We start from the raw sequence: 22,033 nt of genomic DNA on the forward strand, positions 1-22,033 counted from the left end.
TGAGTACAGGATCAATCGGTTCTGGGTGGCTGCGCCTGCAAGAGGTCTGCGGGCACCCTGTCTTCACCCCAGGTACGATAGACACCTTCCGTTACGCGGCGCAGCTCATCATCGTTCACTTCCGCCGGCTCACCCCGCTCCAATGGATCATAGTGGTAAATGTACAGTCGTGAGGTGAACTGCTCAAACGGCAGCGACGATTCGCCGAAGCGCTCGCCGCAACCGGAGGTGCTCACCTGAACGCCATCGCCCCAGTTCTGGCCGCTGTCATTGTTCGGGTTAAAGAAATACACCCGCATTTCGCTTTCCGGGTCCAGGGTGACTCTGAGAATGGTGATCGCGTGCCAGCCAATGAATCGGGCGGCGCTGTCGGTCACCGCAACCCCGGCCGGTTGCGGGTGTATCAGCGGTTGGCTGCCGTTGTAGTAAGGATGGTAGCTGGCGTAGAAATGCCGGATAAAACCCTCCAGATCCGCCAGCTTGCCGGTCGCTACATCGACGTTGATGGCAAAACCACGCCCGGCGGACCAACCGTGAAACTCCGGGTTAACCCAACGGTGCGGATCGCCTTCACGGCCGATGCATAACCGGCCCATTTCGGCGTAAATCCGGTCCAGATGCGGCACCACAACCAGCGATACCGGATCAAGATCCAGCGTCACTTCTGAAGCAACACCACTGGCACTGCGGGCAGAGGACACAGGCTGGCCCTCGAAATGCATCACAATCTCGTTATCCCGCGCCGCCCAGGCCACCATTTGCAGCAGGTAATCCGGATCGTTGTAAGCCCACATGGACAACGCCCGGGCTGACTGACAGGTGGGGTTGTTGCCCTGTCCTACGCCCAAGGGCTGGCCCAGCATGTTCATCACACCTTGCATCAGCCAGGCTGAGGGCTTGGGTTCGTAACCGTTGGCTAACTGAAGACGCTCCCGGGCTTCCGGGCAAAGCGACAGGCGTACCTGGCGCCAGAGCGCCGGCGCGACCGGAGGCTGGTACAGGATACCCCGCTCCAGCAACAGAGCCAGGCCGTAGAGACCCTGGGCCGTTTCCGGGAAAACCGACTCCTGAATCAGGGCGTGCACCAGTTCCCGGTAGCACATCAGGCAATCCCGGCCGGTGCTGGACAGCCCGAGAGCATCGCTCAACAGGGAATCCCAGTCGGTCAGGATAAAGCGCACAAAGCTGGCGTGATAAGGCGAGACCAGACCGGTGTCGTGCATCGATCGGGCGAATCCGGTGGCCTCGTTCTGTAATCCGGCGCTGTCCATGGTCTCCAGGCGTTGCTCGTAGACCACGGTGCCCGGATCTTCACTGCAAACCCGCGTTGGGCCATACAGACTGGAAATCAGTCGGTCGGCACCCCGGCCGGCTCCGCCCAGATCCGCATCGGTATCGGCCCGGCAAATGGCGATCTGGGTAATCATCCGGCGCGCGTCCGTGACCCGAATCGGCCGTTGTTCAAGAATGCGCCAGATTTCTTCGATCAGGCTGTCGATCACGTGTTCGTAACCGATGTGGCTGGCCACGTGTTGCACCAGAGCCTGGCTGATCAGAGCCAGTTTGCCCTGCTCACGCTCCGCTTCGCCGGTCATGCCGAACAGCAATCCCAGGTTAATAGCCAGCACCTGAGTTAGGTAATTGTGGGCCTGCTCGGCCGATAAGCCCGGATGCAAATACTCACCACGGGCCACCGCCAACAGGCGCAGCTCACTGAAGGCCTCGATCACCACGGTATCGGCGTTCGGGCTCTGCAATGAGTAGGTGGTCAGCGAGGGAATAAGGATGGCGGGCTCGGCCCAGTCCGTGCCGTCATAAACGCCGGCCTCTTCCAGCCGGCGGGCACGCTCTTCGATGGCCTGACAGCCGCCCGGCTGCAAGAGTACACGCCGGGCAGTGTCAAACAGTTTGGGGAGTTTGCCGGCCTTTGCAAAAGACCGGCTCTCTTCCAGAGCCGCGATGGACTCGTCCAGTTTTTGCACCAGCTTGTCAAAGTTAACCGCTGGTGCCTGGCTGGCCGATTGGTGCTCACTCAAACGAGAATCCTCAGGGCCTGCATCAAACCCTTTTTGTTAATGCATGCCTTGATTATACATAAAAATCGAGGTCTTCCTGATGTTTGAGCAGATCCCGCATAACATACGGATCTTCACCGAAGAAATAGATCAGCCCCCAGTGAGTACCGAACGCGGTGCGCTTGGTAACCGTCTCTTCCACGGGCGGTGTCAGTTCGTGTGATTCAAAGTACTCGTGATTCTCGGTTTCATCCGGAATCTCAAGGCGGCTGACTACGCGGCGCCGTGGATAAACCCCGAAACAGCCCGAGTACCCTTTGGCATCCTCCACCTCTTTCGGGAAGAACGCTGCGATTTCCTCTTCGGTGGTTTTCGGATCAAACGCCAGAATCATGCCCTGATAGGCATTGAAACCGTAGGAACGCTCGAGCAACTCGAACACCTTGAAACCGGGTGGACGATACGCCACTTCGCCAAAGTACATAGTGCCGTCGCTGGTCACGAAGTACTCGGGATGAACAAAGCCAAACTCAATATCAAAAGTCTTGATCAGCTTCTCGATCTGGGCCGTGATCTCAGCACGATATTTTTCAAGGTCCGGCGTCGCCGGCACAAACACCGAATAGCCCAGGGTGACGTACTCGGAAATGTTCAGGAACCGAATTTTACCGTTATGGATCCAGGCCTCAACCGCAAACTCCCAGCCGTCCAGATGGGATTCCATCAGCACCGGGAATTCCTCATCGGGAATGGTGTCCACCTCATCCGGTGTGCGAATAACTCTGTGGCCCAGACAACCGGCTTTATCGAAAGCTTTTAGGTGGATGGGGTCGTTGGGATCACCATCCAGTTTCAGCAGGGTCTGATTCACTCGCTTGAGAAACCGCACCACGTCTTCCCGGTCATGGGCTTCTTCAAAAATGCCCACACGGATACCACCAAGCTGGGCACGGCGCTTCATCAGTGCCTTGTCACGCAACAGCATGGCCTGGCCAAAGAGCCTTGGATTGCCCATCAGTACCGAGTTGATGGCACCAGCCCACTCTACGGTTTCTTCAAACAGCGGGATGGCAACGTCGACTCCCATCTCCTGCAGGGTTTGGGCAATTTCGACAGAGCGGTCATTCAGACGCTCGAAATTCCAGGGCAGGTAAGGAATATTGTGTTCTGTGCAGTAGGGTTCAGCCCAGTCCGGGGCCACGACGACGTACTTGCGGTCAAACTTGTCAGCTGCCTCAATGGCATTAAGGCTCCAGCCCAAAAGGGCAATGTACCCTTTTTCGGGATTGTAGTTCTGTTCAGTCACAGGCGCTCTCCACGTTAGGGTTGGCCTTTTACCCTGAACCTATTGATTTCAAATCGCAAATTTCAACGCCCAGCAATAACCATAAAAAACGGGCACCGGCGTTAAGCCAAGCGCCCGTAAAAGATAGAAATTACTTGCCTGAATCGAAAAACTCAGTTCAGCTTCAGAGTCGACAGTGTTCTCTCGCGCACCTTGTTAAGCAACGCTTCATCCTCGACCAGAGTCTGGCCATAAGACGGCACCAAATCGCGCATGTGTTTTTGCCACTGGTCCGTTTTCATCTTTTCCGGGAAGCAGCGTTCAATCACATCCAGCATCGCGTTCGCGGCTGTCGATGCACCGGGAGACGCGCCCAGCAGGGCTGCCAGCGTGCCATCTTTGGCGGCCACGATTTCGGTACCGAACTCAAGTTTGCCGCCGCCTTCCGACGTTTGCTTGATGATCTGGACCCGCTGACCTGCCATTTGCAGCTTCCAGTCCTCTTCCCGGGCATCCGGGAAGAAATTGCGCAGTGCTTCGACCCGATCGCTATGAGACTGGAACACTTCACCAATCAGATAACGAGTCAAATCCATATTACTTTTGCTTACTGACAGCATCGGCCGCAGGTTTGTGGCGCGGACAGAGCCAAACAGGTCAAACAGGGAGCCCTGCTTTAAGAAGCGGGTGGTGAAGCCGGCAAACGGACCAAACAGCAGCGCGGGCTCGCCGTTAATAATTCTGGTGTCCAGGTGCGGAACCGACATCGGCGGCGCGCCAATGGGTGCTTTGCCGTAAACCTTGGAATTGTGCTGCTTTACCACCTCGGGCTTCTGGCACACCAGCCACTGGCCACTGACCGGGAATCCGCCGTAGCCCTTGGCCTCTTCAACGCCGGATTTCTGCAGCATGGGCAGCGCACCGCCACCCGCCCCAAGGAACACGAAGCCGGCTTCCAGTTTGGTCAGCTCTCCGGTTTTCTGATTCTTCACCCTCAGTTTCCAGCGGCCATTGTCGCGCTGGTCGATATAGTGCACCGGGCTGCTCAGCATCAGCTCGAAATTGGGTTGGGTTTCCAGCCACTTGACCATGCTGCGAGTCAGCGAGCCAAAATCCACGTCAGAGCCGTGTTTGATGCGGGTCGCCGCAACCCGCTGCATCGGATCACGCTGATTCACCACCAGCGGCATCCACTCGGCCAGATCTTCCGGACGCTCGGTGTATTCCATCTCCCGGAACAGGTGGTGTGCTTTCAGGCGCTCAAAACGACGTTTAAGGAAGGCGACGTCTTTCTCACCCCAGACAAAACTCTGGTGCGGTGTGCGGTTAATGAAGCTGGTCGGCTCGGGCAGGATGCCCTGCTCCACCAGGTAGGACCAGAACTGAAGGGACACCTCGTATTGCGCGTTGATTTGCAGTGCTCGTGCAATTTCAACGTCGCCATCGTCGGTTTCGGGGGTGTAGTTGAGTTCGCAGTAACCGGCGTGGCCAGTCCCCGCATTGTTCCATCCATCTGTGCTTTCATGGGCAACGTGGTCTAAACGCTCCACCATGACGATGTCCAGAGACGGATCCAGCTGCCTGAGCATCATGCCGAGGGTTGCGCTCATGACGCCCCCACCGACCAGCACTACGTCTGCCTGTCTAACGGCCATTGGTCTTCACCTAGCTAGTGTTGAGCCTGTTGCCACCCCACGATCAGCGAAAGTGGCCTGTCGGAAGCCGACGTGGCGCGAGGTAGGCGGCGCAGCCGTGTGCTTCCGGTCTGAATTTGGGCGCATTATCCCGATTTTTGCCGGAATAATAAAATGTGATTGTCAATTGATGCGTGTCGGACGAACTATTGTGGCTGAGCGCGATTTTCGCGCGATTTGTTAACAATATCAGCGCCACCTTAGTCTGATACCTTTTTTCAAAGAATGCGGATCATTGTCTATACCGAAAGATCGGTGTAATCCGGGGCTGACCAAAAACCGTGACTTGCGGTATCTTGTGCGCCATCAAGCCTTGCGCGTGCGGTGTCCGCGAGGGCATTACCGAGTTTTCAATTGAGGTCTTCCTATGCTGATAGCGACGGGTGCGATTCTTGCCGGTCTCATTTTACTGGTCTGGAGTGCCGACAAGTTTGTCGAAGGCGCGGCGGCGACCGCCAAGCATCTGGGCATGCCGAGCCTGCTGATCGGCATGGTGATCATCGGCTTTGGCACCTCCGCTCCGGAACTGGCGGTGTCCGCCATGGCAGCGGCTGATGGCAATCCTGGCCTGGCACTGGGTAACGGCTACGGATCGAACATCACCAACATTGCCCTGATTGTCGGGCTGACGGCCATTATTGCCCCCATCACCATGCACTCTCAGGTGATTCGCAAGGAATTGCCGTTGCTGGTGGTGTTGACGCTGATTGCCGGTGCGCTGCTGCTTAACGGCAAGCTCACCAGGCTGGATGGCTGGATCTTATTGGCGGTGTTTGCTGCGGTGATGGGCTGGTCAATCTACCAGGGCATCAAAAGCAAGGATGATGCTCTGGCCGGCGAAGCGGATGCCGAGCTGATCGCCCACCCTACGCCGCTGAAAAACGCCGTGATCTGGCTGGTGATCGGGTTGATCCTGCTGATTGCCAGCTCCCGCTTGCTGGTCTGGGGGGCGGTTACCATCGCCCAGAGTCTTGGCGTCAGCGATCTGATTATTGGTCTGACGATCGTGGCTATTGGCACCTCTTTGCCGGAGCTGGCCTCCGCCATTGCCGCGGTCAGGAAAAACGAACATGACCTGATTCTCGGCAACATTGTCGGCTCGGGCATATTCAACACTCTGGCGGTGGTTGGGCTGGCCGCTGCCATTCAGCCGCTGGCAGTGGCCCCGGAAGTGCTCTACCGGGACTGGACGCTGATGCTGGCGCTGACGATGGCCCTACTACTCATGGGCTTTGGCCTGTCCGGCAAACGCAAGCTGGTGTCCCGCGGCAACGGTGTGGTGCTCATAGTGGTGTACGTGGCCTACACCGGCTACCTGTTTTCAACAGTCATCACCGGCTGACCGGCGGTGGACGGTACCGGCTCGATCATACGCTGAATAACCAACAAAAGTATTGCTCAAACAATGATCAGCATCTATAAGTAATAAGGATATAACCCGCCTTTCAACCGGAAAGCGGAACACCGTCCGATGACAATCCCAATAAGGAGACGGCATATGAAACAGCAACACGCCCTTGAGCGGGGCGCCAATGACCCCGGCCTGGAAAATCCAACACGCCGGAGCCTTCTGGTCGGCAGCGCCGGCGCCATGGCGGCAGTCAGCCTGCTGGGCTTTACCCCGCTGACCAAAGCCAGCGAACCGAAATCACTGCCCGATTTCGCGGCCTGGAAAGATCGTAACGCTTTGATTGTGTATACCGCCAACACCATGGAAACCCATCGGGGAGCCATTGGTAACGGCGTTATCACGCCCGCTGACCGCCTGTTTGTTCGCAACAATCTACCAGCCCCGCCATCAACCATTACCGACGATCCCGATGCATGGGAAGTGCAGATCGAGGGCGTGAAAAATCCTCGTTCGCTGACCGTTGGTGAGCTGAAGTCCATGGGCGTCACCACCGTGGCCTCGGTGCTTCAGTGCTCCGGCAACGGCCGGGCCTTCTTCCCCCATGGTGCCAGCGGCACACCTTGGTCGGTTGGCGCCGCAGGCTGTGTGATGTGGACCGGCGTGCCGTTGAAGGATGTAGTTGATGCACTTGGAGGCGTGGCCGAAGGTGCCCGCTACATCACCGGTACCGGTGGTGAATCCTTACCGGAAGGGCTCGATCCCAAGAGCATCATGGTGGAACGCTCAATACCCACTCGCGCGCTGGACTCTGCGCTGCTGGCCTGGGAAATGAATGACATACCCCTGAGCCACACCCACGGCGGCCCCTTGCGCCTCGTGGTGCCCGGTTACTACGGGGTGAACAACGTCAAATACGTGAAAAATATCGCGTTCACCGAAAACCAGACCGATGCCAAGATTCAAGCCTCCGGTTACCGGGTGCGGGAGGTGGGCAAATCAGGCTCGCCGGACCAGCCCTCCATGTGGGAAATGAACGTCAAATCCTGGGTAACCGCGCCGCTTGAAACCGGGCGAAGTGGCCGCAGCATGGTTTGCGGCGTGGCGTTTGGTGGCACGGTAGCGTTGGAGAAAATCGAGGTTTCAACCGATGGCGGTAAAACCTGGAAGCAGGGCCGTTTCCTTGGGCCGGATCTTGGGCCTTATGCCTGGCGTCCATTTGTGATGGCAGCCGATCTTGGGGCCGGCGAGCATCGAATCGTCAGCCGGGCAACCGACATTGAGGGTAATACTCAACCTGAAGGCAGGATTGAAAATGAGCGTGGCTACGGTCACAACGGATGGAGTGACCACGGAGTCTCGGTCACCGTTAGCTGAACCAACCGTGGGGTGGGCGGAGGACACCGTCCACCCTGGCTTAACCGGATCGTAAAAACATGAGAAAAACAGCAGTACTGGTGGCAGCTCTTGGGTTTTCAGGCCTGAGCGCTCTGGCGCACGCCGATAACACCGAACTCGGAAAAGAAGTGTTCACCAAGATTTCACAACCTTCCTGCACCATTTGCCACACTCTGTCGGACGCAGGATCGGCCGGGGCCATCGGGCCAGACCTGGACGAACTCAAACCGTCCCGGGATCAGGTGGTTAACGCCGTAACGCAGGGCGTTGGCATCATGCCAGCGTTTGAAGGCTCACTGTCTGCCGAACAGGTTCAGGCAGTTGCCGACTACATTGTTTCAGTCACTTCCGCTCAGAACTGATCAGCGGGGGCACTATTGCCCCCGCCCACATCACTCGCTCAGGCGCTTTCTACAAACACCATGGCAATGGAATTCAGGCAGTAGCGCTGCCCGGTTGGGGCTGGTCCGTCCGGAAACACGTGGCCAAGATGGCTGTCGCACCGGGGGCAGCGAACCTCGGTGCGGGTCATGCCCAGAGTGCTGTCTTCGATGTACCGAATATGCTCCGGATCAAACGGCTGGAAAAAGCTGGGCCAGCCGGTTCCGGAATCAAATTTGGCATCGGAGCTGAACAACGGCAGATCGCACAGCCGACAGTGATAAACGCCGGCCGTCTTGTTGTCCAGCAGGGTGCCGCAGAACGGATGCTCGGTGCCGTGATCCAGCAACACCCGCCTCTCTTCAGCAGTCAGCGCTTCGGCTTTCTCTTCAATCTGTGCTTTGTTCAGCGGTGTCAGGTCATAACCTGCTGCGGATACGCTCATGCTGTTCTCCTAGTCGTTTGGCTCAGGCCTGGTCCGGGTCGTCCTGACTGAATTCCGGTTTTAACCGGTCTGCCCAGATGCTGGCCAGTTTTTCCATCTTGGGAGCGGCGACCGCCATGATGTAAGGCTGCCAGGGATTACGCGCGGCAAAGTTCTGATGGCTGGCTTCCGCCGGATAGAAGGCGGCAAGCCGCTCCAGCGCGGTGGCAATCGGGTCAGAATAGACCCCAGCCGCATCAAGCTGGCGAATGTAGGCTTCCACCACCTGCTTCTGCTCGTCGGTTTCGTAAAACACTGCAGACCGGTACTGGGTGCCTATGTCATTACCCTGTCGGTTCAACTGCGTCGGGTCGTGGGCAACCGAGAAAAACACCCGAAGCAGTTCACCCAGGCTTATTTTGGCGGGGTTGTAATGCACGTCGACCACTTCAGCGTGACCGGTGGTGCCGCTGCACACCGCCTGATAGTTGGCGGTCTCGGATGAGCCACCGGCATAGCCCGATTCGACCGAAGTAACGCCGTCCAGAGCCAGCAATACCGCCTCTACGCACCAGAAACAACCGCCCGCCAGGACAATCCGGGACTCGCCCGCCGGTTCCGGCAAATCCCGTTCAGGCGCCGGAAACCGGCTGCGGGGTACCGAGAGTCCGGGGACGTTGCATGCATCACTCATGGGGTTGCTCCATTGCGTTCGTTTATCTGGAGTGTGGCGGTTTGGCCACACAATGCCAACTACTGTAGATGCTCGTGTATACGCCGGGGGATCACAAAAAGACTGCCCCAAGAGCCGCGCTGGCCGGTGCCAGCCCCCATACCGGCACCCGCAAGACCGCCAGCGCCAGCCAGAACAACAATGCAAAGGCAAAGTCACCAGCGCCATGCACCGCCGAGGTCCAGACCGGATCGTACAGGGCAGCCAGCAGCAGGCCCACTACCCCGGCATTTACGCCCGCCAGAGCAGACCGGGCCTTTTCATGTTGCCGCACCCACGTCCACAGGGGCAGACCGGCAAACACCAGCAGGGTTCCCGGCAGGAACACCGCCACCACCGCGATGACGACGCCCGCGATGCCCCCGTCAACACCCCCCAGAAAGGCCGAAAAGCTAAACAGAGGCCCTGGCATCGCCTGCGCCACACCATAGCCGGCCAGAAACGTGTCGGCGGGCATAGCACCGGAGACCACAAAGCCTTCCTGCAACCAGGGCAACACCACATGGCCACCGCCGAACACCAGGGCGCCCGACCGATAGAGCTCGGCGCCGATCCAGGCCAGCGATCCCGTAGCCTGGGGTACAAACGACAGCGCCAGCAATAACACAAAAAGAAGCGCGAACAGCATCGGCTTGCCAGATTGCACCGGCACCTGTAACGGGTCACTTGCTTTGGCGGAGGGCAATTTCAGGCCGGCACCTGCCAGGGCTGCCATCGCCAGCACCAGAACCTGCATCCAGACCGCGCCTGCCAGCAGAAGTGTCACAGTCACCAGCATCGCAACAACAATACGGGGCCGGTCCGGGCACAACGACCGCCCCATCTGCCAGACCGCTTGCGCAACCACCGCTACCACAAACAGCTTCAGGCCACTGACCCAACCGCCAGTGCCCGCTTCTGGCCACAGCCCCAGACCAAAGGCAAACAGCGCCATCAGGATCGCTGACGGCAAGGTAAAGCCAAGCCAGGCTGCCAGCGCCCCGGCGTAATGGCCTCGCAGGAAACCGATGGTCAACCCCACCTGGCTCGAAGCGGGGCCCGGCAGCAGCTGACATAACCCCACGATTTCACCATAGGCACTGTCTGACAGCCACTTCCGGCGCTTTACAAACTCATCGTGAAAGTACGCCAGGTGCGCAGCCGGGCCGCCAAACGAGGTCAGGCCCAGTCGCAGAAAGATCAGGAACACCTGCCAGCGACTGATGGATTCGAGCTTGTCTGGATCGGTCATCGCGTCTTGACTCTTTGTTTCGTTTAGCATCGCATCGTGGCAGTAAAACATGAACATTGTGTCTGGGCGGTTGCACAACCTTGGTGACCATCCATAATAACAACAGGAGTCAGGCATAAGACTCCGCTCGGCATCAGGGAAATCAATATGACGGCATTAGTCCGCACCGCAGAAGATCAGGATGAGCTTCTTCACTACCGGCTGAGTCTGCGACTTGGGCCGGTGCACGCACGACAGCGTCTGGGTATCGAGCGCGAGGCAGAAGCCCGGGTATTCGGCCGTGACAAGCGCTCATTTCACCTGGAAAACCTGACCAACGCACCAGGTCTGATCCGCTTCTGCCTGCAAGCGACAGGCTTGTTCAACCGGGCCCAGGAAAATAGCCGCTCACTCACCACCGCTCACAACACTTTTACCCTGCCCGATCTGCCCGAAGCCTTTGACGGGTTCCGCGTGCTGCACCTGACCGACCTGCACGTCGACATGGACGAGCAGAATCTGCAGGCGGTGATCGAGCAGATCCAGCCGCTCGACTACGATCTGTGCGTGCTCACCGGCGACTATCGCCAGCTCACCTGGGGCTCGATCGATGCCGCGGTGGAGGGCATGGCGCGCCTGCGCGGCGCCATCAAAGGCGATGCTTACGCGGTTCTGGGCAACCACGACAGCGTGCGTATGGTACCGGCGCTTGAAGACATGGGCTACCGCCTGCTGATGAACGAGATGGTACCCCTGAAACGGGGACGAAGCTCACTCTACCTGGCAGGGGTGGACGACGCTCACTATTACAAAGTACATAACCTGCACCGTGCCGGCGACGACATTCCCGCGGGCGGTGTCAGTCTGCTGTTGAGCCACACCCCGGAAATATGGCGCGAAGCCGCCCACGCCGGTTACGACCTCTTCCTGTGCGGCCACACTCACGGCGGCCAGCTCTGCCTGCCAGGTGGCATTCCGGTGACACTGGATTCTGACTGCCCGAGACGACTGGGCCGGGGTTTCTGGCAGGTCAACGGCATGCAGGGCTACACGTCCCCCGGTTCCGGCACCTCGGTGCTGAATGTCCGCCTGAATTGCCCGCCAGAGGTGACCCTGCACACACTGACCCGTGGGCCACAATAATTCGCGCTAGTGCGGCTGTTTGCGAATACCCAGGCGGTACAGTACTGGCGAGATCAGCATGTTGCCCAACGCAAACAGCAAGGCCACTGCGACAGCTTCCCACAGAAGCAAAGGCAACCACAGCCAGGCCATGATCATCGGCAGCAAGGCCTCAGGCAGCTGATCCAGCCAAAGAGCACGGGCGCTTGAAACCAGTCCCCAGCGGCGTTTTATAAAGCTGCTGATCAGGTCGCCGATCAGGGCGAGCAATCCGAACAGCGCCCCGAAAAACCAGCCCAGACCCACCCAGGCCGAAAATACCAGGCAACAGGCTATGCCGGACACCAGCCCCCGCCACGTCTTGCTGGGGCCAAACACCGGCCCGCCATCTCGCCACACACGGCCGCCATCGACCGGCCAATTACCGCGCTGATGCAACAGCCGGGCCACGACCAACGGCGAACCGTTGGCCAACACCAGCATGACAAACAGCTCCAACGCTAACAGCACGGCCTTACCTCCGGTGACGTCTGTTCAGGTCAGACCGCCACGGGTCAGTTTGAGCGGATTCATCAGCTCTTCGAGGCGCTTGCGGCTGAGACCACTGCGCTCCTCGGCGACGTCAATCACCGGGCGACCGGTACGGTAGGCTTCCTTGGCAATGTCCGCCGCCAGGGTATAGCCAATTTCAGGATTGAGTGCGGTCACCAATACCGGGTTACGGCCCACCCCCTCATTCAGATTATCGGCATTCACCGTAAAGCCTTTGAGCGCCTTGTCCGCGAGGATAACCGACGCACCCGTCAGCAGTGTGATCATATCCAGCACATTGGCACCAACCAGCGGCAGCATCACGTTGAGCTGAAAATTCCCGGACTGGCCAGCAATCGCCACAGCATTGTCCAGGCCCATCACCTGCGCACCCACCATGGCCACCGATTCCGGAATAACCGGGTTGACCTTGCCGGGCATGATACTGCTACCGGGTTGCAGAGCCGGCAGGCTGATTTCTGACAGACCATGAATGGGACCGCTGTTCATCCAGCGCAGGTCGTTGGCGATTTTGGTGAGCACAATCGCCACACCGCGCAGCTGGGCCGACAGGGCCACCGGTGCATCCACCGCACTCTGGCCAACAAACTTGTGCTCCAACGAGCGGAACGGGTGGCCGGTGTTGGCTTTGAGAAATTTGATAAACTGTCCGGCAAACTCGGACGCCGCATTCACCCCCGTGCCCACCGCGGTGCCTCCCTGCGGCACCGCTGCCAGCTCTGCCATCGCAGCCTCAAGCCGTTTTTCTGCAGCGGCAATCTGCTCCCGCCAGGTCCTCAGCTCCTGGCCCAGGGTAACCGGCATGGCATCCATCAAATGGGTGCGCCCGGTTTTGACCTGCCCGGACAGCTCGGCTTCACGTTCATAGATCACCCCGCGAAGGTGCGACAGCGCCGGCAGCAACTTGTCTCTGAGCGCCAGCAGAGCACTGACATGAATCGCCGTGGGAATCACATCATTGGAACTCTGGCTCATATTGACATGATCGTTCGGGTGCACCTCCGTGCCTTGCTGATGGGCGATGCCAGAGATCACCTCATTCACGTTCATGTTGGTGCTGGTACCGGAGCCGGTCTGGTACCGATCGACGGGGAACTGATCTGCGAACTCACCCTGCACCAGCTGCTCACAGGCCTCAACAATGGCGTCGCGCAGGTTTGCATCGAGCAGGCCCAATGAGGCATTGGCCTGGGCAGCAGCGCGCTTGACCTGAGCCACTGCGGCAATAAATGCCGCCGGCATGGGCTGGCCACTCACCGGGAAGTTTTCCACCGCGCGCTGGGTTTGGGCGCCCCAGAGCGCATCGGCCGGCACCTTTACCTCACCCAGGCTGTCCTTTTCCGTTCTGAAGTCGCTCACCGGTTCCTCCTGTCTGCGTTGTCTAGCTTGAATGCCTCAGGGTGGCAGGGTTAGCCCCCGGGCGCCTGAGACCGTAACCTGACATGGTCGCAGATGCCGGTAACTTGCTCAAAATCCAGGATCAGGGTGTGTACGGTCTGGGTGTAGGTGTCGTGTAAATGGAACTTGAAACGCTGCTGTTTCTCGCCCTGTAAAAAGGCGTCGTACTCGCGCACAAGCTCTCGCACATCGCCACCCTCATTCTGACTCCAGGTGGCGTTATAGGGGCCAAGCACTGCTCCGCCAGCCAGGCAGATGGTGACTTCATGATTGGTCAGACCCTGTTCGTGATTAGTCATATTGATCTCCTGAGGCTGTGAACGATTCACCTCAAGTGTAGACCCTGAAACGCATAAGGGGGCCTCTTCGAGGCACTTCTATTCTTGCGCCGTCGCTCTTGCCATTGAACAGCGTGGACTGGGCGTTGAATAGCTGGGTCAGGCGACAGAGCTGGTCAGGCTCGCCAATAAGGCACGCAGACGATTCGGTTTGATGGGCTTGTTGAGAATGGGCAGGTACAGTGTTCGCATCAGATTGCGGGTCTCATCACTGCGATCTGCAGTGATAACGGCGGCAGGCAAATCCCGATTCAGAAATCGACGAACCGCATATATGGCCTCGCAACCAGTGCACTCATTGTTCAAGTGATAGTCGGCAAGGATGATATCCGGCCCAGGCCCTCCGTCGAGCAAGCTCAACGCCTCGGATTCACTGGCCGCCGCCAATACAACGCATCCCCAACGCTCCAGAACCGCAGCCATGCTTTCCAGCACCGCTGGCTCGTTATCAATAACCAGCACGATGGTCTCGTCAAAGCCCGACGCTGCTATCGCCGCTGGTTTTCGTGTATTCCGCAGAGGCTCGTGACAGACTCGGTTCAGCGGAATCGACACCGTAAACCGAGAGCCGCGACCCGGCCGGGAAACAACGTCAATCCCGTAGCCCAGTATCCGAGCCATCCGCTCCACGATCGCCAACCCCAGTCCAACACCCTGCCGACCACCACTGCCCTGAGGCAGGAGCTGATGGAATTCGGTAAAGATATCTTGCAACTTGTGCTCTTCTATTCCGATCCCACTATCCCAAATATCGATAGCGAGCTTATCCCGGCGCTTGCGCAGACTTAGCAGTACACCACCCTGATGGGTGTAACGGAAAGCGTTACTCAACAGGTTGCGCAACACTCGCGTGAGCATTCGGTGATCGGCCTGAACGATCAGTGGCACAGTCCGCACTCGGAACTTCAACCCTGCATTGGCGGCCACCGCCTGAAACTCTTCGCCAAGACCCTTAAGCAGCTCAGCCAAGTCAAGGAACGTCAGGTCTGGCTTCATCGCCTGCTGGTCCAGTTTGGAAATGTCCAGCAAATCGGCCAGCAGATCCTCCGCACCTTCGAGCGCTCGATGAACCTGGTTCACCATCCGCTCTTCCGCCTCAGGCAGCTTGCTGTCCTGCAACGCGGAAATCATCAGGCGGGCCGCGTTCAGCGGTTGCAGTAGGTCATGGCTGGCTGCGGCCAGATATTTGTCTTTGCCACGATTGGCTTCCGTGGCGGCTTCAACCGCCACTTTGAGTTCTTGCTGGATTTTTTCGCGCTCTTCAATCTGATAGCGAAGGTCAACGTTGGCGTTGTGAAGGGCCTCGGTGCGCTCCTCTACCCGCCTCTCCAACTCGGCGTTCATCTGTTCCAGTTTCTGCCGTGACTGCACCCTCTCGCTGATATCCGCGACAAACGCTTCGACCACTTCCGGCCCGAGATCAGGCCGGCGCAGCAGGGTTACGGCTACATGCACCGGCGTTTGGTCAGCTCTGCGGAACCGGGTTTCCCGGGCACGCAGACTGCCGAAATCGAGCAATTCCTGGCGAATCGCATCGAACTCTGCGGCACTGCAGAAGAGTTGCTCTCGCAACCGGATAACGCTGGCCTGAAGCTGCTGCGGGTCGTCGTAGCCACAGATGCGCGCCATGGCCGGATTGCTGGCCAGAAAGCCGCCTCGCAGATTGGCCTGAAAGACACCGTGCAGCGCGTTTTCGAACAGCCATTTGTAGCGGTTGCGTTCCTGCTCCAGCTCTTTCAGTCGATTCTGGAGCGCGGGGTAATAATTCTTGCGGACGGACTGACTGCTCAGCCCTAAAAGGTCACCGACAGCATAACCCGCGTTCTCTGAATCAGAGGGCTTCTTTATAGACAACCTGAACATCCCCCACGGAAGACTTCCTTGGGTTGGTCAATATGCAAGGGTCCTTCATTGCATAACCGGAAAGGTAGGGAATGTCTGAGGTGGTCACACCCAATTCCTGGAGCCGGGCCTCCAAACCCACCGTTTTCTTAAGGCCAACAATCCGGCTCATCAGGCGTTTTTTGACCTGGGCATGTGACATGCCTCTGGTGTCGATGTCCATGGCTTCCGCTACCCGGCGAAAACGATCTTCAGCCGAGGCAAAGTTATACGCCACAACATGCTCCAACAGCAGAGCGTTGCAGAGCCCGTGCGGCAAGTCCAGAAATCCGCCCAGGCTGTGAGACATGGCATGCACGGCCCCGAGAATCGCATTGGAGAACGCCAGCCCGGCCTGCATCGACGCCAGCATGATCTGCTCCCGGAGCAGCGGATCTGACGGGTTCGCCACCAAAGGCTCCAGGTTCCGGTTGATCAACCGTATCGCCTCAAGAGCATGGGTATCGGTCAGCGGGCCGCTGCCGGTCGACACGAACGCTTCAATGGCATGCACCAACGCATCAACGCCAGTACAGGCGGTCAGATAGGCATCCATAGTTTCGGTGACTTCCGGATCAATCAACGAAACATCCGGAACAACAGCCTTGCTGATAATCGAGAACTTGAAGCGCCGATTGGGGTCGGAAATGATCGCAAACTGGGAAACATCGGCCGACGTGCCCGCAGTGGTAGGAATCAGGATCAGTGGGGGCGACGGATTGCGGATCGTATCCACACCCTCAAACTCCAGAATGTTTCGGCCATGGGAAGCCACAATACCGATGCCTTTGGCGCAGTCCATGGGGCTGCCACCGCCAATCGCGACAATAACGTCACACTCACTGGCCCGGTACAGTTCGGCACCAGCCATGACTTCGTCCACTTTCGGGTTGGGAGATACCCCGGTAAATGTCGTGCAGCGAATGCCCGCTTCCGACAGCAGGGTTTCGATTTCGCCTACCCAGCCTGCCGCCGCAACACCGGGGTCGGACACCAGGAAAACATGACGGGCACCGAAATTGCTGGCGAAATTGGCAACCGACCGGCGAGAACCGTTACCAAACACAATCTCCGGGGAGACAAATTTGCGCAGCGCAGAAATATCATAGCTCATGACGCACAGGGACAGCCCAGTTGTTGTTATAGGAATAATAGTTGAGAGTTTAACTCAAGTTTTGTGCCGATTCATTGTCCTTTTGACCGGGCCGGTGGCCCGGTTCGGACGCAGCGCTGGTAGAAGTGGCTCAGGCGCTCCAGCATGTACGCCTGATTAGCTGCCTGCCGGAACCCATGGCCCTCCTGGTCAAACCAGCACAGCTCTGCGCGCTGGCCGTGAGAGCGAAGTGCCTCAACCATCAGCCGAGTCTGCTCAGGTACGACCACCTCATCAAGACCGCCCTGAAAGAAAATTACCGGACTTTGAATACGACTGGCCTGAATCGCCGGAGTGCGGTCGTTCCAGCGATCGGAATAGGTCTGTGGGTCTCCCAGCAGCCAGTCCAGATAGCCGGATTCGAACCGGTGCGTGGCCGCCCTGAGTTTCATCGGATCGGTCACGCCAAACAGGCTGCCGATGGCGCAGAAACGACGGGTTTGAACGCCCGCCATGAGAGCAGTATAGCCACCGGAGCTTCTGCCCTGGATAAAGGCTTTGCCGTGACTGACCAGCCCCTGCGCCGCCAGATAATCGGCGCTCCGGACCATGTCCCGCACCTCGGCGCTGCCCCATTCGCCCCCAAGAGCGAGGCGAAAGTCTCGGCCGGCGCCGGTGCTGCCGGTGTAATTCACTTCGGCGACCGCGAAGCCCCGCTGGCACCAGAACTGAACCTGCGGGTTATAAACGGCGTAGGCTGCGGACGTGGGGCCGCCATGAGCCGTCAGAATCACCGGTGGAGGCGCGTAGGTGTCAGAGACCGGCAAGTACAGGAAACCCTGAATGACAGTTGCTTGCGGCTGATCGCCCGGCACGCTGAAGGCGAGGGGCAGCGCCGGCCTGACGGAAGTGTGGGCCGGCAACCCGCCTCCGGCCAGAACATCTACCGCGCCGGTGCGCGGGCAGATTTTCAGAACGCTGTCATAGCGATCGGCCGAACGGCCCAGGCACACCAGTTGCCCTGCCCGTAGCCGAAGATCCCGGAAATCGGTGAACGCCTCGGCCAGCCGCCGATCACCGGCGACGTCGTCCAGCCAGAGTTCACCAATGCCGTTACGGTATCGAACCCGTGCCCAGCCGCCTCCGGCCACCGGGCAGGCGTGTTGTTCCCCCAACTGCCAGGGGGCATTGGCATGGTCTGATGCAGGGCTGCCGGCCGAGTGCCAACGGTAACGGTCCGTTTCCCGAACCACCTGCCAAGGCTGCCACCAGCCCTGATGGTCAGACACCACCCACAGCGCCTCGCCCGCATACTGCGGTTGTTGAACAGAGCCTGGGGCTGGTGGTGCCTGCCCGGTAGTGTTCGTCAGGGAGCCATCGCTGGCCACCTCCGCCACCCAAAGCGTGGATTGCAACCAGGGCATATCCGGCAACTGCCAGCTGCACCAGGCCAGCAGGGATCCCTCGGCACTGACGGCCGGTGCGCCGTAAAAATCCAGGCCTTGGTGCAGTACCCGTATCGGTCCGGCGGCTTCAATCGCCATCAATGCCTGCTGGTTTTGCTGCTCTCGCACCGCCACGACCCGGTCACGGGTCGGGTCTGCCACCAGGCCGCCCCAGGCCTGACCGTTTCCGTTCAGCAACACCGTTCGCTCGCCGGAGTGGCGGTCCAGGCTCCAGAGACTCTGATCCTCCGACACCCAGACGATGCGCTTGGGCAGAACCGCGAAGGCACCGCCACCGTAGCCATTCAGACGACTTCGAATGCTGCCCGGGCCGGTCGGAACACGGCGGACTCCGGTATTGCTGGTCTGCCACAGCCCCACGGTGCCGGTTGCCGGTTCCGATGCCAGCCAGAACACCTCCTGGCCACACACCCTGAGCCCCGCAAACTGGGTAAAACCGGCGCAGGCGGCTTGCGCGGATATCGGGTCAGCCCCGATAGAGCAGTCGGGAATTATGGGCATTGCGATAGGTCAGATCCTCCAGCCCGGCCGTGGCGTGGTCAGCCGCGGTACGGGCTGCCAGGATGCGATCATGGTGCGGTGACTTTGAGCATACCGGGTCGGCGTTATCGGCATTGCCGGTCAGCAGGTAGGCCTGACAACGACAACCCCCGAAATCCTTGCCTTTCTCATCGCAGGAGCGGCAGGGTTCCGGCATCCAGCTGTCACCCCGGTAGTGATTGAAACCTGGGCTGTGATACCAGATGTCGTTCAAAGGCTGGCGTTGTACGTTGGGGAAGTCGATGGGCAGCAGCCGGGCGCTGTGACACGGCAACGCCGTGCCATCCGGGGCCACGGTCAGGAACAGGCTGCCCCAACCGTTCATACAGCCTTTGGGACGCTCTTCGTAGTAGTCAGGCGTTACGAAGATCACCTTCATCGGCTGATCCCGATCCATCAAGTCGGCGCGGTATTGGTTGACCTCCTGCTCCGCCTTCACCAGCTGGCTCTTCGACGGCATCAGCCCTTCACGGTTCTTGAAGGCCCATCCGTAGTACTGGCAGGTCGCCAATTCAACGTAATCCGCGTCCAGGTTTTCACATAACGCCAGAATATCGTTCATCTGGTGAATGTTATGGCGATGAATAACGAAATTGAGCACCATCGGATAACCGGCGGCTTTCACCGCCCGGGCCATCGCGAGTTTTTGATCAAACGCCTTGCGCGAGCCGGCCACGGCGTTATTAAGTTCCGGATCCGACGCCTGAAAGCTCACCTGGATATGATCAAGGCCAGCTTGCGCAAACGTGTCTACCTTGTCGGCGGTCAGCCCCAGCCCGGAGGTGATCAGGTTGGTGTAGTAGCCCAGCTCGCGAGCACCGGCAATCAGCTCCGGCAGGTCTTGTCTCACCAGCGGTTCACCACCCGAGAACCCTAGTTGTGCGGCACCCATGGCCCGCCCCTGGCGTAGCACATCCAGCCACTGCTCAGTGTTCAGCTCACTCTTTTGGCTGGCGTAATCGATGGGGTTGGAGCAATAGGGGCACTGCAGTGGGCAGCGGTAGGTTAACTCTGCCAGCAACCACAACGGGGGCCCGACTTTGTCTGCCAGCTCATTCATAACCATTCAATCCAGTGTTGTCGGATCGCTTCGGCCAGAAACGCTTCAACGTCTGCCGCAAGCGGGCCGGCCTCCGGGTACTTTTGCTCGAGGGAGGCAATGATCAATTGCACAGAGCGAGCGCCGTCCACCTCCGCCAGAATGGCACCGGCACTGTCGTTGAGTTTGACCATGCCCTCCGGGTACAACAGCACGTGACTGTTCTGTACCGGCTCCCATTGAAACCGGAAACCGCGCCTCAGCCGGGGTATTTGCTCCATCGCGAAACTCCTCACAATCCCCGGTGCCAGACAGGCTCATCGGTTACCGTATGAAACGGCGGCGTCTGGTGGACGTAAGCCATGGTTAACGCGTCCAGCAGGCTCCACAGAATATCCAGCTTGAACTGCAGGATCTCGAAGGCACGATTCTGCTCGGCTTCGGTAACGAAGTGATCGAGGGTGATTGCCAGCCCGTGCTCCACATCCCGCCGGGCTTCGGACAAACGCTTGCGGAAATAGCGATAGCCATCCGCTTCTATCCAGGGGTAATGCTGTGGCCAACTGTCTAACCGGGACTGATGGATTTCCGGCGCGAACAGCTCCGTCAAAGACGAACACGCCGCCTCCTGCCAGGTCGCGCGGCGGGCAAAATTGAGATAGGCATCGACCGCAAAGCGGACTCCCGGCAACACGTGACGTTCATCGATGACCTCTTCCCGGGTCAGGCCGACCGCCTCTGCCAGCGACAGCCAAGCTTCGATACCGCCAACGTCGCCCTCGTGACCGTCATGATCGAGAATGCGCTGCAACCACAGGCGGCGTACCGACGCGTCCGGACAGTTCGCCATGATGGCGGAGTCTTTTTGCGGGATTTTGATCTGGTAGTAATACCGGTTGGCCACCCAACCCCGGATTTGCTCAGGCGTACACTGGCCACCGTACATGGCCCGATGATAAGGATGATGAATATGATAATACGCACCCTTGGCCCGCAGAGCCTGTTCGAAATCGTGGCGGTTCAAGGCGGTGTTGGCTTTAGCGTTCATGGCTGCCCCGTCAGGTCGATCTGCATGCCATCCTGGGACACTTCAATGCCATGGGCGGCCAGTTCCGCGCGCTCGGGCGAGTCTTCATCCAGGATCGGATTGGTGTTGTTGATGTGAATAAGCACCTTGCGATGGGCTGGCATGGTGTCCAGCAATTCAATCATACCCCCGGTCCCCGACTGGGCCAGATGCCCCATGGCCTGGCCTGTCTTGGTGCCGACTTCCTGGCGAATCATTTCATCATCGTGCCAGACCGTGCCATCCACCAGCAGGACATCGGCTTGCTTCATCCAGCTGCGGATGCGGTCGTCCGGCTGCCCCAGGCCAGGGGCATAAAGCACCGTCTGACCATTACGGGAATCGCGAATAAAGAGCCCGATATTATCGCCCGGGTGGGGATTGTCCCGGCGCGGCGAATAAGGCGGAGCGTTACTGACAATCGGGAAGGCCGTCAGCTCAAGAGCGGGGGCACAGGGAATCGTGAACGACTGTTGTTCGTTGGCTTCAATTTCACGCCAGTTCAGGCCACCGTTCCAGTGCTGCAACATGGTGAATAACGGAAAGCCGGTGCTTAAATCATCATGAACCTGGCGGGTGCACCAGACATCCAGCGGCAAGCCCTCGCGCAGGGACAGCAATCCGGTGGTATGGTCAACCTGGCTGTCCATCAACACGATCGCCGAAATACCCGTGTCACGTAACGAGCGGGCCGGCTGCATAGCGGGAAACGCGGCGAGTTGAGCCCGGATGTCCGGGGAGGCGTTGAAAAGAATCCAGTGTTCGCCGTCTTCGCTGATGGCGATGGATGACTGAGTGCGGGCTCTGGCGTTCAGGGTGCCGTCACGGTAGCCGGAACAATTGCGGCAATTACAGTTCCATTGGGGGAAACCGCCGCCGGCGGCCGAACCCAGAATGTGAAGATGCATGGTTAAACCTCCGGGTCGGAAACGACCAGCCCGATCGGCTGGTCGGCCGTAATTCACCGGTTGGCGAAGTACATGGTTACTTCAAATCCGATCCGGAGATCTTCATACGCTGGCTTGGTCCACATGATGCTCACCTCTTGTC

Annotated in this window: 21 protein-coding genes; 4 read left to right on the forward strand and 17 right to left on the reverse strand. The window is 58.9% G+C overall.

Translation table 11 applies throughout. The annotated features are described in order from the left end of the window. Positions 1 to 11: 11 nt before the first annotated feature. The 3 genes from C7H08_RS08060 to mqo all read right to left on the reverse strand — a co-directional run bounded on the left by C7H08_RS08060 (position 12) and on the right by mqo (position 4,955). Positions 12 to 2,036 carry a hypothetical protein gene (locus C7H08_RS08060; protein WP_106671221.1) on the reverse strand — a complete coding sequence of 675 codons (2,025 nt, stop codon included), beginning with the start codon at positions 2,034 to 2,036 and terminating at the stop codon, positions 12 to 14. A gap of 52 nt (positions 2,037 to 2,088) precedes the next feature. Beyond that, a complete protein-coding gene (locus C7H08_RS08065) occupies positions 2,089 to 3,321 on the reverse strand; it encodes an ATP-grasp domain-containing protein (RefSeq protein WP_106671222.1) in 1,233 nt (410 codons plus the stop codon). A 152-nt stretch (positions 3,322 to 3,473) separates the two neighbouring features. Beyond that, the gene (gene mqo / locus C7H08_RS08070) at positions 3,474 to 4,955 is read right to left on the reverse strand and encodes a malate dehydrogenase (quinone) (RefSeq protein ID WP_106671223.1); all 1,482 of its coding nucleotides are present in this window, start codon (positions 4,953 to 4,955) and stop codon (positions 3,474 to 3,476) included. 406 nt (positions 4,956 to 5,361) lie between these two features. Here mqo and C7H08_RS08075 point away from each other — a divergent pair, with 406 nt between their 5' ends. The 3 genes from C7H08_RS08075 (at position 5,362) to sorU (ending at position 8,102) form a co-directional block, all read left to right on the forward strand. Then, entirely contained in the window at positions 5,362 to 6,336 is a 975-nt protein-coding gene (locus C7H08_RS08075; RefSeq protein ID WP_188445184.1) for a calcium/sodium antiporter, read from the forward strand. A gap of 156 nt (positions 6,337 to 6,492) precedes the next feature. Beyond that, positions 6,493 to 7,719: a SorT family sulfite dehydrogenase catalytic subunit gene (gene sorT / locus C7H08_RS08080; RefSeq protein WP_106671224.1), complete on the forward strand. Its 1,227-nt coding sequence runs from the start codon at positions 6,493 to 6,495 to the stop codon at positions 7,717 to 7,719. 59 nt (positions 7,720 to 7,778) lie between these two features. Continuing rightward, positions 7,779 to 8,102, forward strand: a complete 324-nt coding sequence (gene sorU / locus C7H08_RS08085) for a SorU family sulfite dehydrogenase c-type cytochrome subunit (RefSeq protein ID WP_106671225.1) — start codon at positions 7,779 to 7,781, stop codon at positions 8,100 to 8,102. A gap of 38 nt (positions 8,103 to 8,140) precedes the next feature. On the opposite strand, the gene msrB is transcribed toward sorU, so the two are convergent. The 3 genes from msrB to chrA all read right to left on the reverse strand — a co-directional run bounded on the left by msrB (position 8,141) and on the right by chrA (position 10,509). Next, positions 8,141 to 8,566 (reverse strand): peptide-methionine (R)-S-oxide reductase MsrB, encoded by a 426-nt coding sequence (msrB, locus tag C7H08_RS08090; RefSeq protein ID WP_106671226.1) that lies wholly within the window; start codon positions 8,564 to 8,566, stop codon positions 8,141 to 8,143. 22 nt (positions 8,567 to 8,588) lie between these two features. Next, the gene (gene msrA / locus C7H08_RS08095; protein ID WP_106671227.1) at positions 8,589 to 9,239 is read right to left on the reverse strand and encodes a peptide-methionine (S)-S-oxide reductase MsrA; all 651 of its coding nucleotides are present in this window, start codon (positions 9,237 to 9,239) and stop codon (positions 8,589 to 8,591) included. A gap of 91 nt (positions 9,240 to 9,330) precedes the next feature. Then, positions 9,331 to 10,509, reverse strand: coding sequence for a chromate efflux transporter (chrA, locus tag C7H08_RS08100; protein WP_106671228.1), 1,179 nt, complete (start codon positions 10,507 to 10,509; stop codon positions 9,331 to 9,333). Positions 10,510 to 10,656: 147 nt separating this feature from the next. On the opposite strand from chrA, the gene C7H08_RS08105 reads away from it, so the two are divergent. Continuing rightward, a complete protein-coding gene (locus C7H08_RS08105; protein ID WP_106671229.1) occupies positions 10,657 to 11,631 on the forward strand; it encodes a metallophosphoesterase in 975 nt (324 codons plus the stop codon). Between the two features lie 6 nt (positions 11,632 to 11,637). Here the strand turns inward: C7H08_RS08105 and C7H08_RS08110 are convergent, their stop codons facing one another. The 11 genes from C7H08_RS08110 to pqqA form a co-directional block, all read right to left on the reverse strand. Next, positions 11,638 to 12,120 carry a CDP-archaeol synthase gene (locus C7H08_RS08110; RefSeq protein WP_106671230.1) on the reverse strand — a complete coding sequence of 161 codons (483 nt, stop codon included), beginning with the start codon at positions 12,118 to 12,120 and terminating at the stop codon, positions 11,638 to 11,640. A gap of 24 nt (positions 12,121 to 12,144) precedes the next feature. Beyond that, a complete protein-coding gene (locus tag C7H08_RS08115; RefSeq protein ID WP_106671231.1) occupies positions 12,145 to 13,521 on the reverse strand; it encodes a class II fumarate hydratase in 1,377 nt (458 codons plus the stop codon). A 50-nt stretch (positions 13,522 to 13,571) separates the two neighbouring features. Then, positions 13,572 to 13,859 (reverse strand): hypothetical protein, encoded by a 288-nt coding sequence (locus C7H08_RS08120; RefSeq protein WP_106671232.1) that lies wholly within the window; start codon positions 13,857 to 13,859, stop codon positions 13,572 to 13,574. Between the two features lie 138 nt (positions 13,860 to 13,997). Further along, positions 13,998 to 15,761 carry a PAS domain-containing hybrid sensor histidine kinase/response regulator gene (locus C7H08_RS08125; protein WP_423793506.1) on the reverse strand — a complete coding sequence of 588 codons (1,764 nt, stop codon included), beginning with the start codon at positions 15,759 to 15,761 and terminating at the stop codon, positions 13,998 to 14,000. Continuing rightward, a complete protein-coding gene (gene ercA, locus C7H08_RS08130) occupies positions 15,730 to 16,893 on the reverse strand; it encodes an alcohol dehydrogenase-like regulatory protein ErcA (RefSeq protein WP_106671233.1) in 1,164 nt (387 codons plus the stop codon). The genes C7H08_RS08125 and ercA overlap by 32 nt, the downstream gene beginning before the upstream one ends. A gap of 71 nt (positions 16,894 to 16,964) precedes the next feature. Then, complete coding sequence (locus tag C7H08_RS08135; RefSeq protein WP_106671234.1) at positions 16,965 to 18,839, reverse strand: S9 family peptidase; 1,875 nt, start codon at positions 18,837 to 18,839, stop codon at positions 16,965 to 16,967. Further along, positions 18,805 to 19,938, reverse strand: a complete 1,134-nt coding sequence (pqqE, locus tag C7H08_RS08140; protein ID WP_106671235.1) for a pyrroloquinoline quinone biosynthesis protein PqqE — start codon at positions 19,936 to 19,938, stop codon at positions 18,805 to 18,807. The genes C7H08_RS08135 and pqqE overlap by 35 nt, the downstream gene beginning before the upstream one ends. Then, positions 19,935 to 20,213 (reverse strand): pyrroloquinoline quinone biosynthesis peptide chaperone PqqD, encoded by a 279-nt coding sequence (gene pqqD, locus C7H08_RS08145; RefSeq protein ID WP_373284872.1) that lies wholly within the window; start codon positions 20,211 to 20,213, stop codon positions 19,935 to 19,937. Before pqqD ends, pqqE begins: the two co-directional genes overlap by 4 nt. After that, positions 20,210 to 20,965 (reverse strand): pyrroloquinoline-quinone synthase PqqC, encoded by a 756-nt coding sequence (pqqC, locus tag C7H08_RS08150; protein ID WP_106671237.1) that lies wholly within the window; start codon positions 20,963 to 20,965, stop codon positions 20,210 to 20,212. The genes pqqD and pqqC overlap by 4 nt, the downstream gene beginning before the upstream one ends. Then, a complete protein-coding gene (gene pqqB / locus C7H08_RS08155) occupies positions 20,962 to 21,891 on the reverse strand; it encodes a pyrroloquinoline quinone biosynthesis protein PqqB (RefSeq protein ID WP_106671238.1) in 930 nt (309 codons plus the stop codon). The genes pqqC and pqqB overlap by 4 nt, the downstream gene beginning before the upstream one ends. A 53-nt stretch (positions 21,892 to 21,944) precedes the next feature. After that, positions 21,945 to 22,016, reverse strand: coding sequence for a pyrroloquinoline quinone precursor peptide PqqA (gene pqqA / locus C7H08_RS08160; protein WP_007153157.1), 72 nt, complete (start codon positions 22,014 to 22,016; stop codon positions 21,945 to 21,947). Between the last annotated feature and the right edge of the window lie 17 nt (positions 22,017 to 22,033).

The organism is Marinobacter halophilus, assembly GCF_003007685.1.
Taxonomy (GTDB): domain Bacteria; phylum Pseudomonadota; class Gammaproteobacteria; order Pseudomonadales; family Oleiphilaceae; genus Marinobacter; species Marinobacter halophilus.

What these genes read in the sequence shown, in the direction of transcription:
- C7H08_RS08105 (WP_106671229.1), top strand. Translation starts at nt 10,657, where the DNA reads ATGACGGCATTAGTCCGCACCGCAGAAGATCAGGATGAGCTTCTTCAC.
- msrA (WP_106671227.1), bottom strand. Translation starts at nt 9,239, where the DNA reads ATGAGTGATGCATGCAACGTCCCCGGACTCTCGGTACCCCGCAGCCGG.
- sorT (WP_106671224.1), top strand. Translation starts at nt 6,493, where the DNA reads ATGAAACAGCAACACGCCCTTGAGCGGGGCGCCAATGACCCCGGCCTG.
- msrB (WP_106671226.1), bottom strand. Translation starts at nt 8,566, where the DNA reads ATGAGCGTATCCGCAGCAGGTTATGACCTGACACCGCTGAACAAAGCA.
- C7H08_RS08075 (WP_188445184.1), top strand. Translation starts at nt 5,362, where the DNA reads ATGCTGATAGCGACGGGTGCGATTCTTGCCGGTCTCATTTTACTGGTC.
- sorU (WP_106671225.1), top strand. Translation starts at nt 7,779, where the DNA reads ATGAGAAAAACAGCAGTACTGGTGGCAGCTCTTGGGTTTTCAGGCCTG.
- mqo (WP_106671223.1), bottom strand. Translation starts at nt 4,955, where the DNA reads ATGGCCGTTAGACAGGCAGACGTAGTGCTGGTCGGTGGGGGCGTCATG.
- C7H08_RS08120 (WP_106671232.1), bottom strand. Translation starts at nt 13,859, where the DNA reads ATGACTAATCACGAACAGGGTCTGACCAATCATGAAGTCACCATCTGC.
- pqqE (WP_106671235.1), bottom strand. Translation starts at nt 19,938, where the DNA reads ATGAATGAGCTGGCAGACAAAGTCGGGCCCCCGTTGTGGTTGCTGGCA.
- C7H08_RS08125 (WP_423793506.1), bottom strand. Translation starts at nt 15,761, where the DNA reads ATGTTCAGGTTGTCTATAAAGAAGCCCTCTGATTCAGAGAACGCGGGT.
- pqqB (WP_106671238.1), bottom strand. Translation starts at nt 21,891, where the DNA reads ATGCATCTTCACATTCTGGGTTCGGCCGCCGGCGGCGGTTTCCCCCAA.
- chrA (WP_106671228.1), bottom strand. Translation starts at nt 10,509, where the DNA reads ATGACCGATCCAGACAAGCTCGAATCCATCAGTCGCTGGCAGGTGTTC.
- C7H08_RS08135 (WP_106671234.1), bottom strand. Translation starts at nt 18,839, where the DNA reads ATGCCCATAATTCCCGACTGCTCTATCGGGGCTGACCCGATATCCGCG.
- ercA (WP_106671233.1), bottom strand. Translation starts at nt 16,893, where the DNA reads ATGAGCTATGATATTTCTGCGCTGCGCAAATTTGTCTCCCCGGAGATT.
- pqqC (WP_106671237.1), bottom strand. Translation starts at nt 20,965, where the DNA reads ATGAACGCTAAAGCCAACACCGCCTTGAACCGCCACGATTTCGAACAG.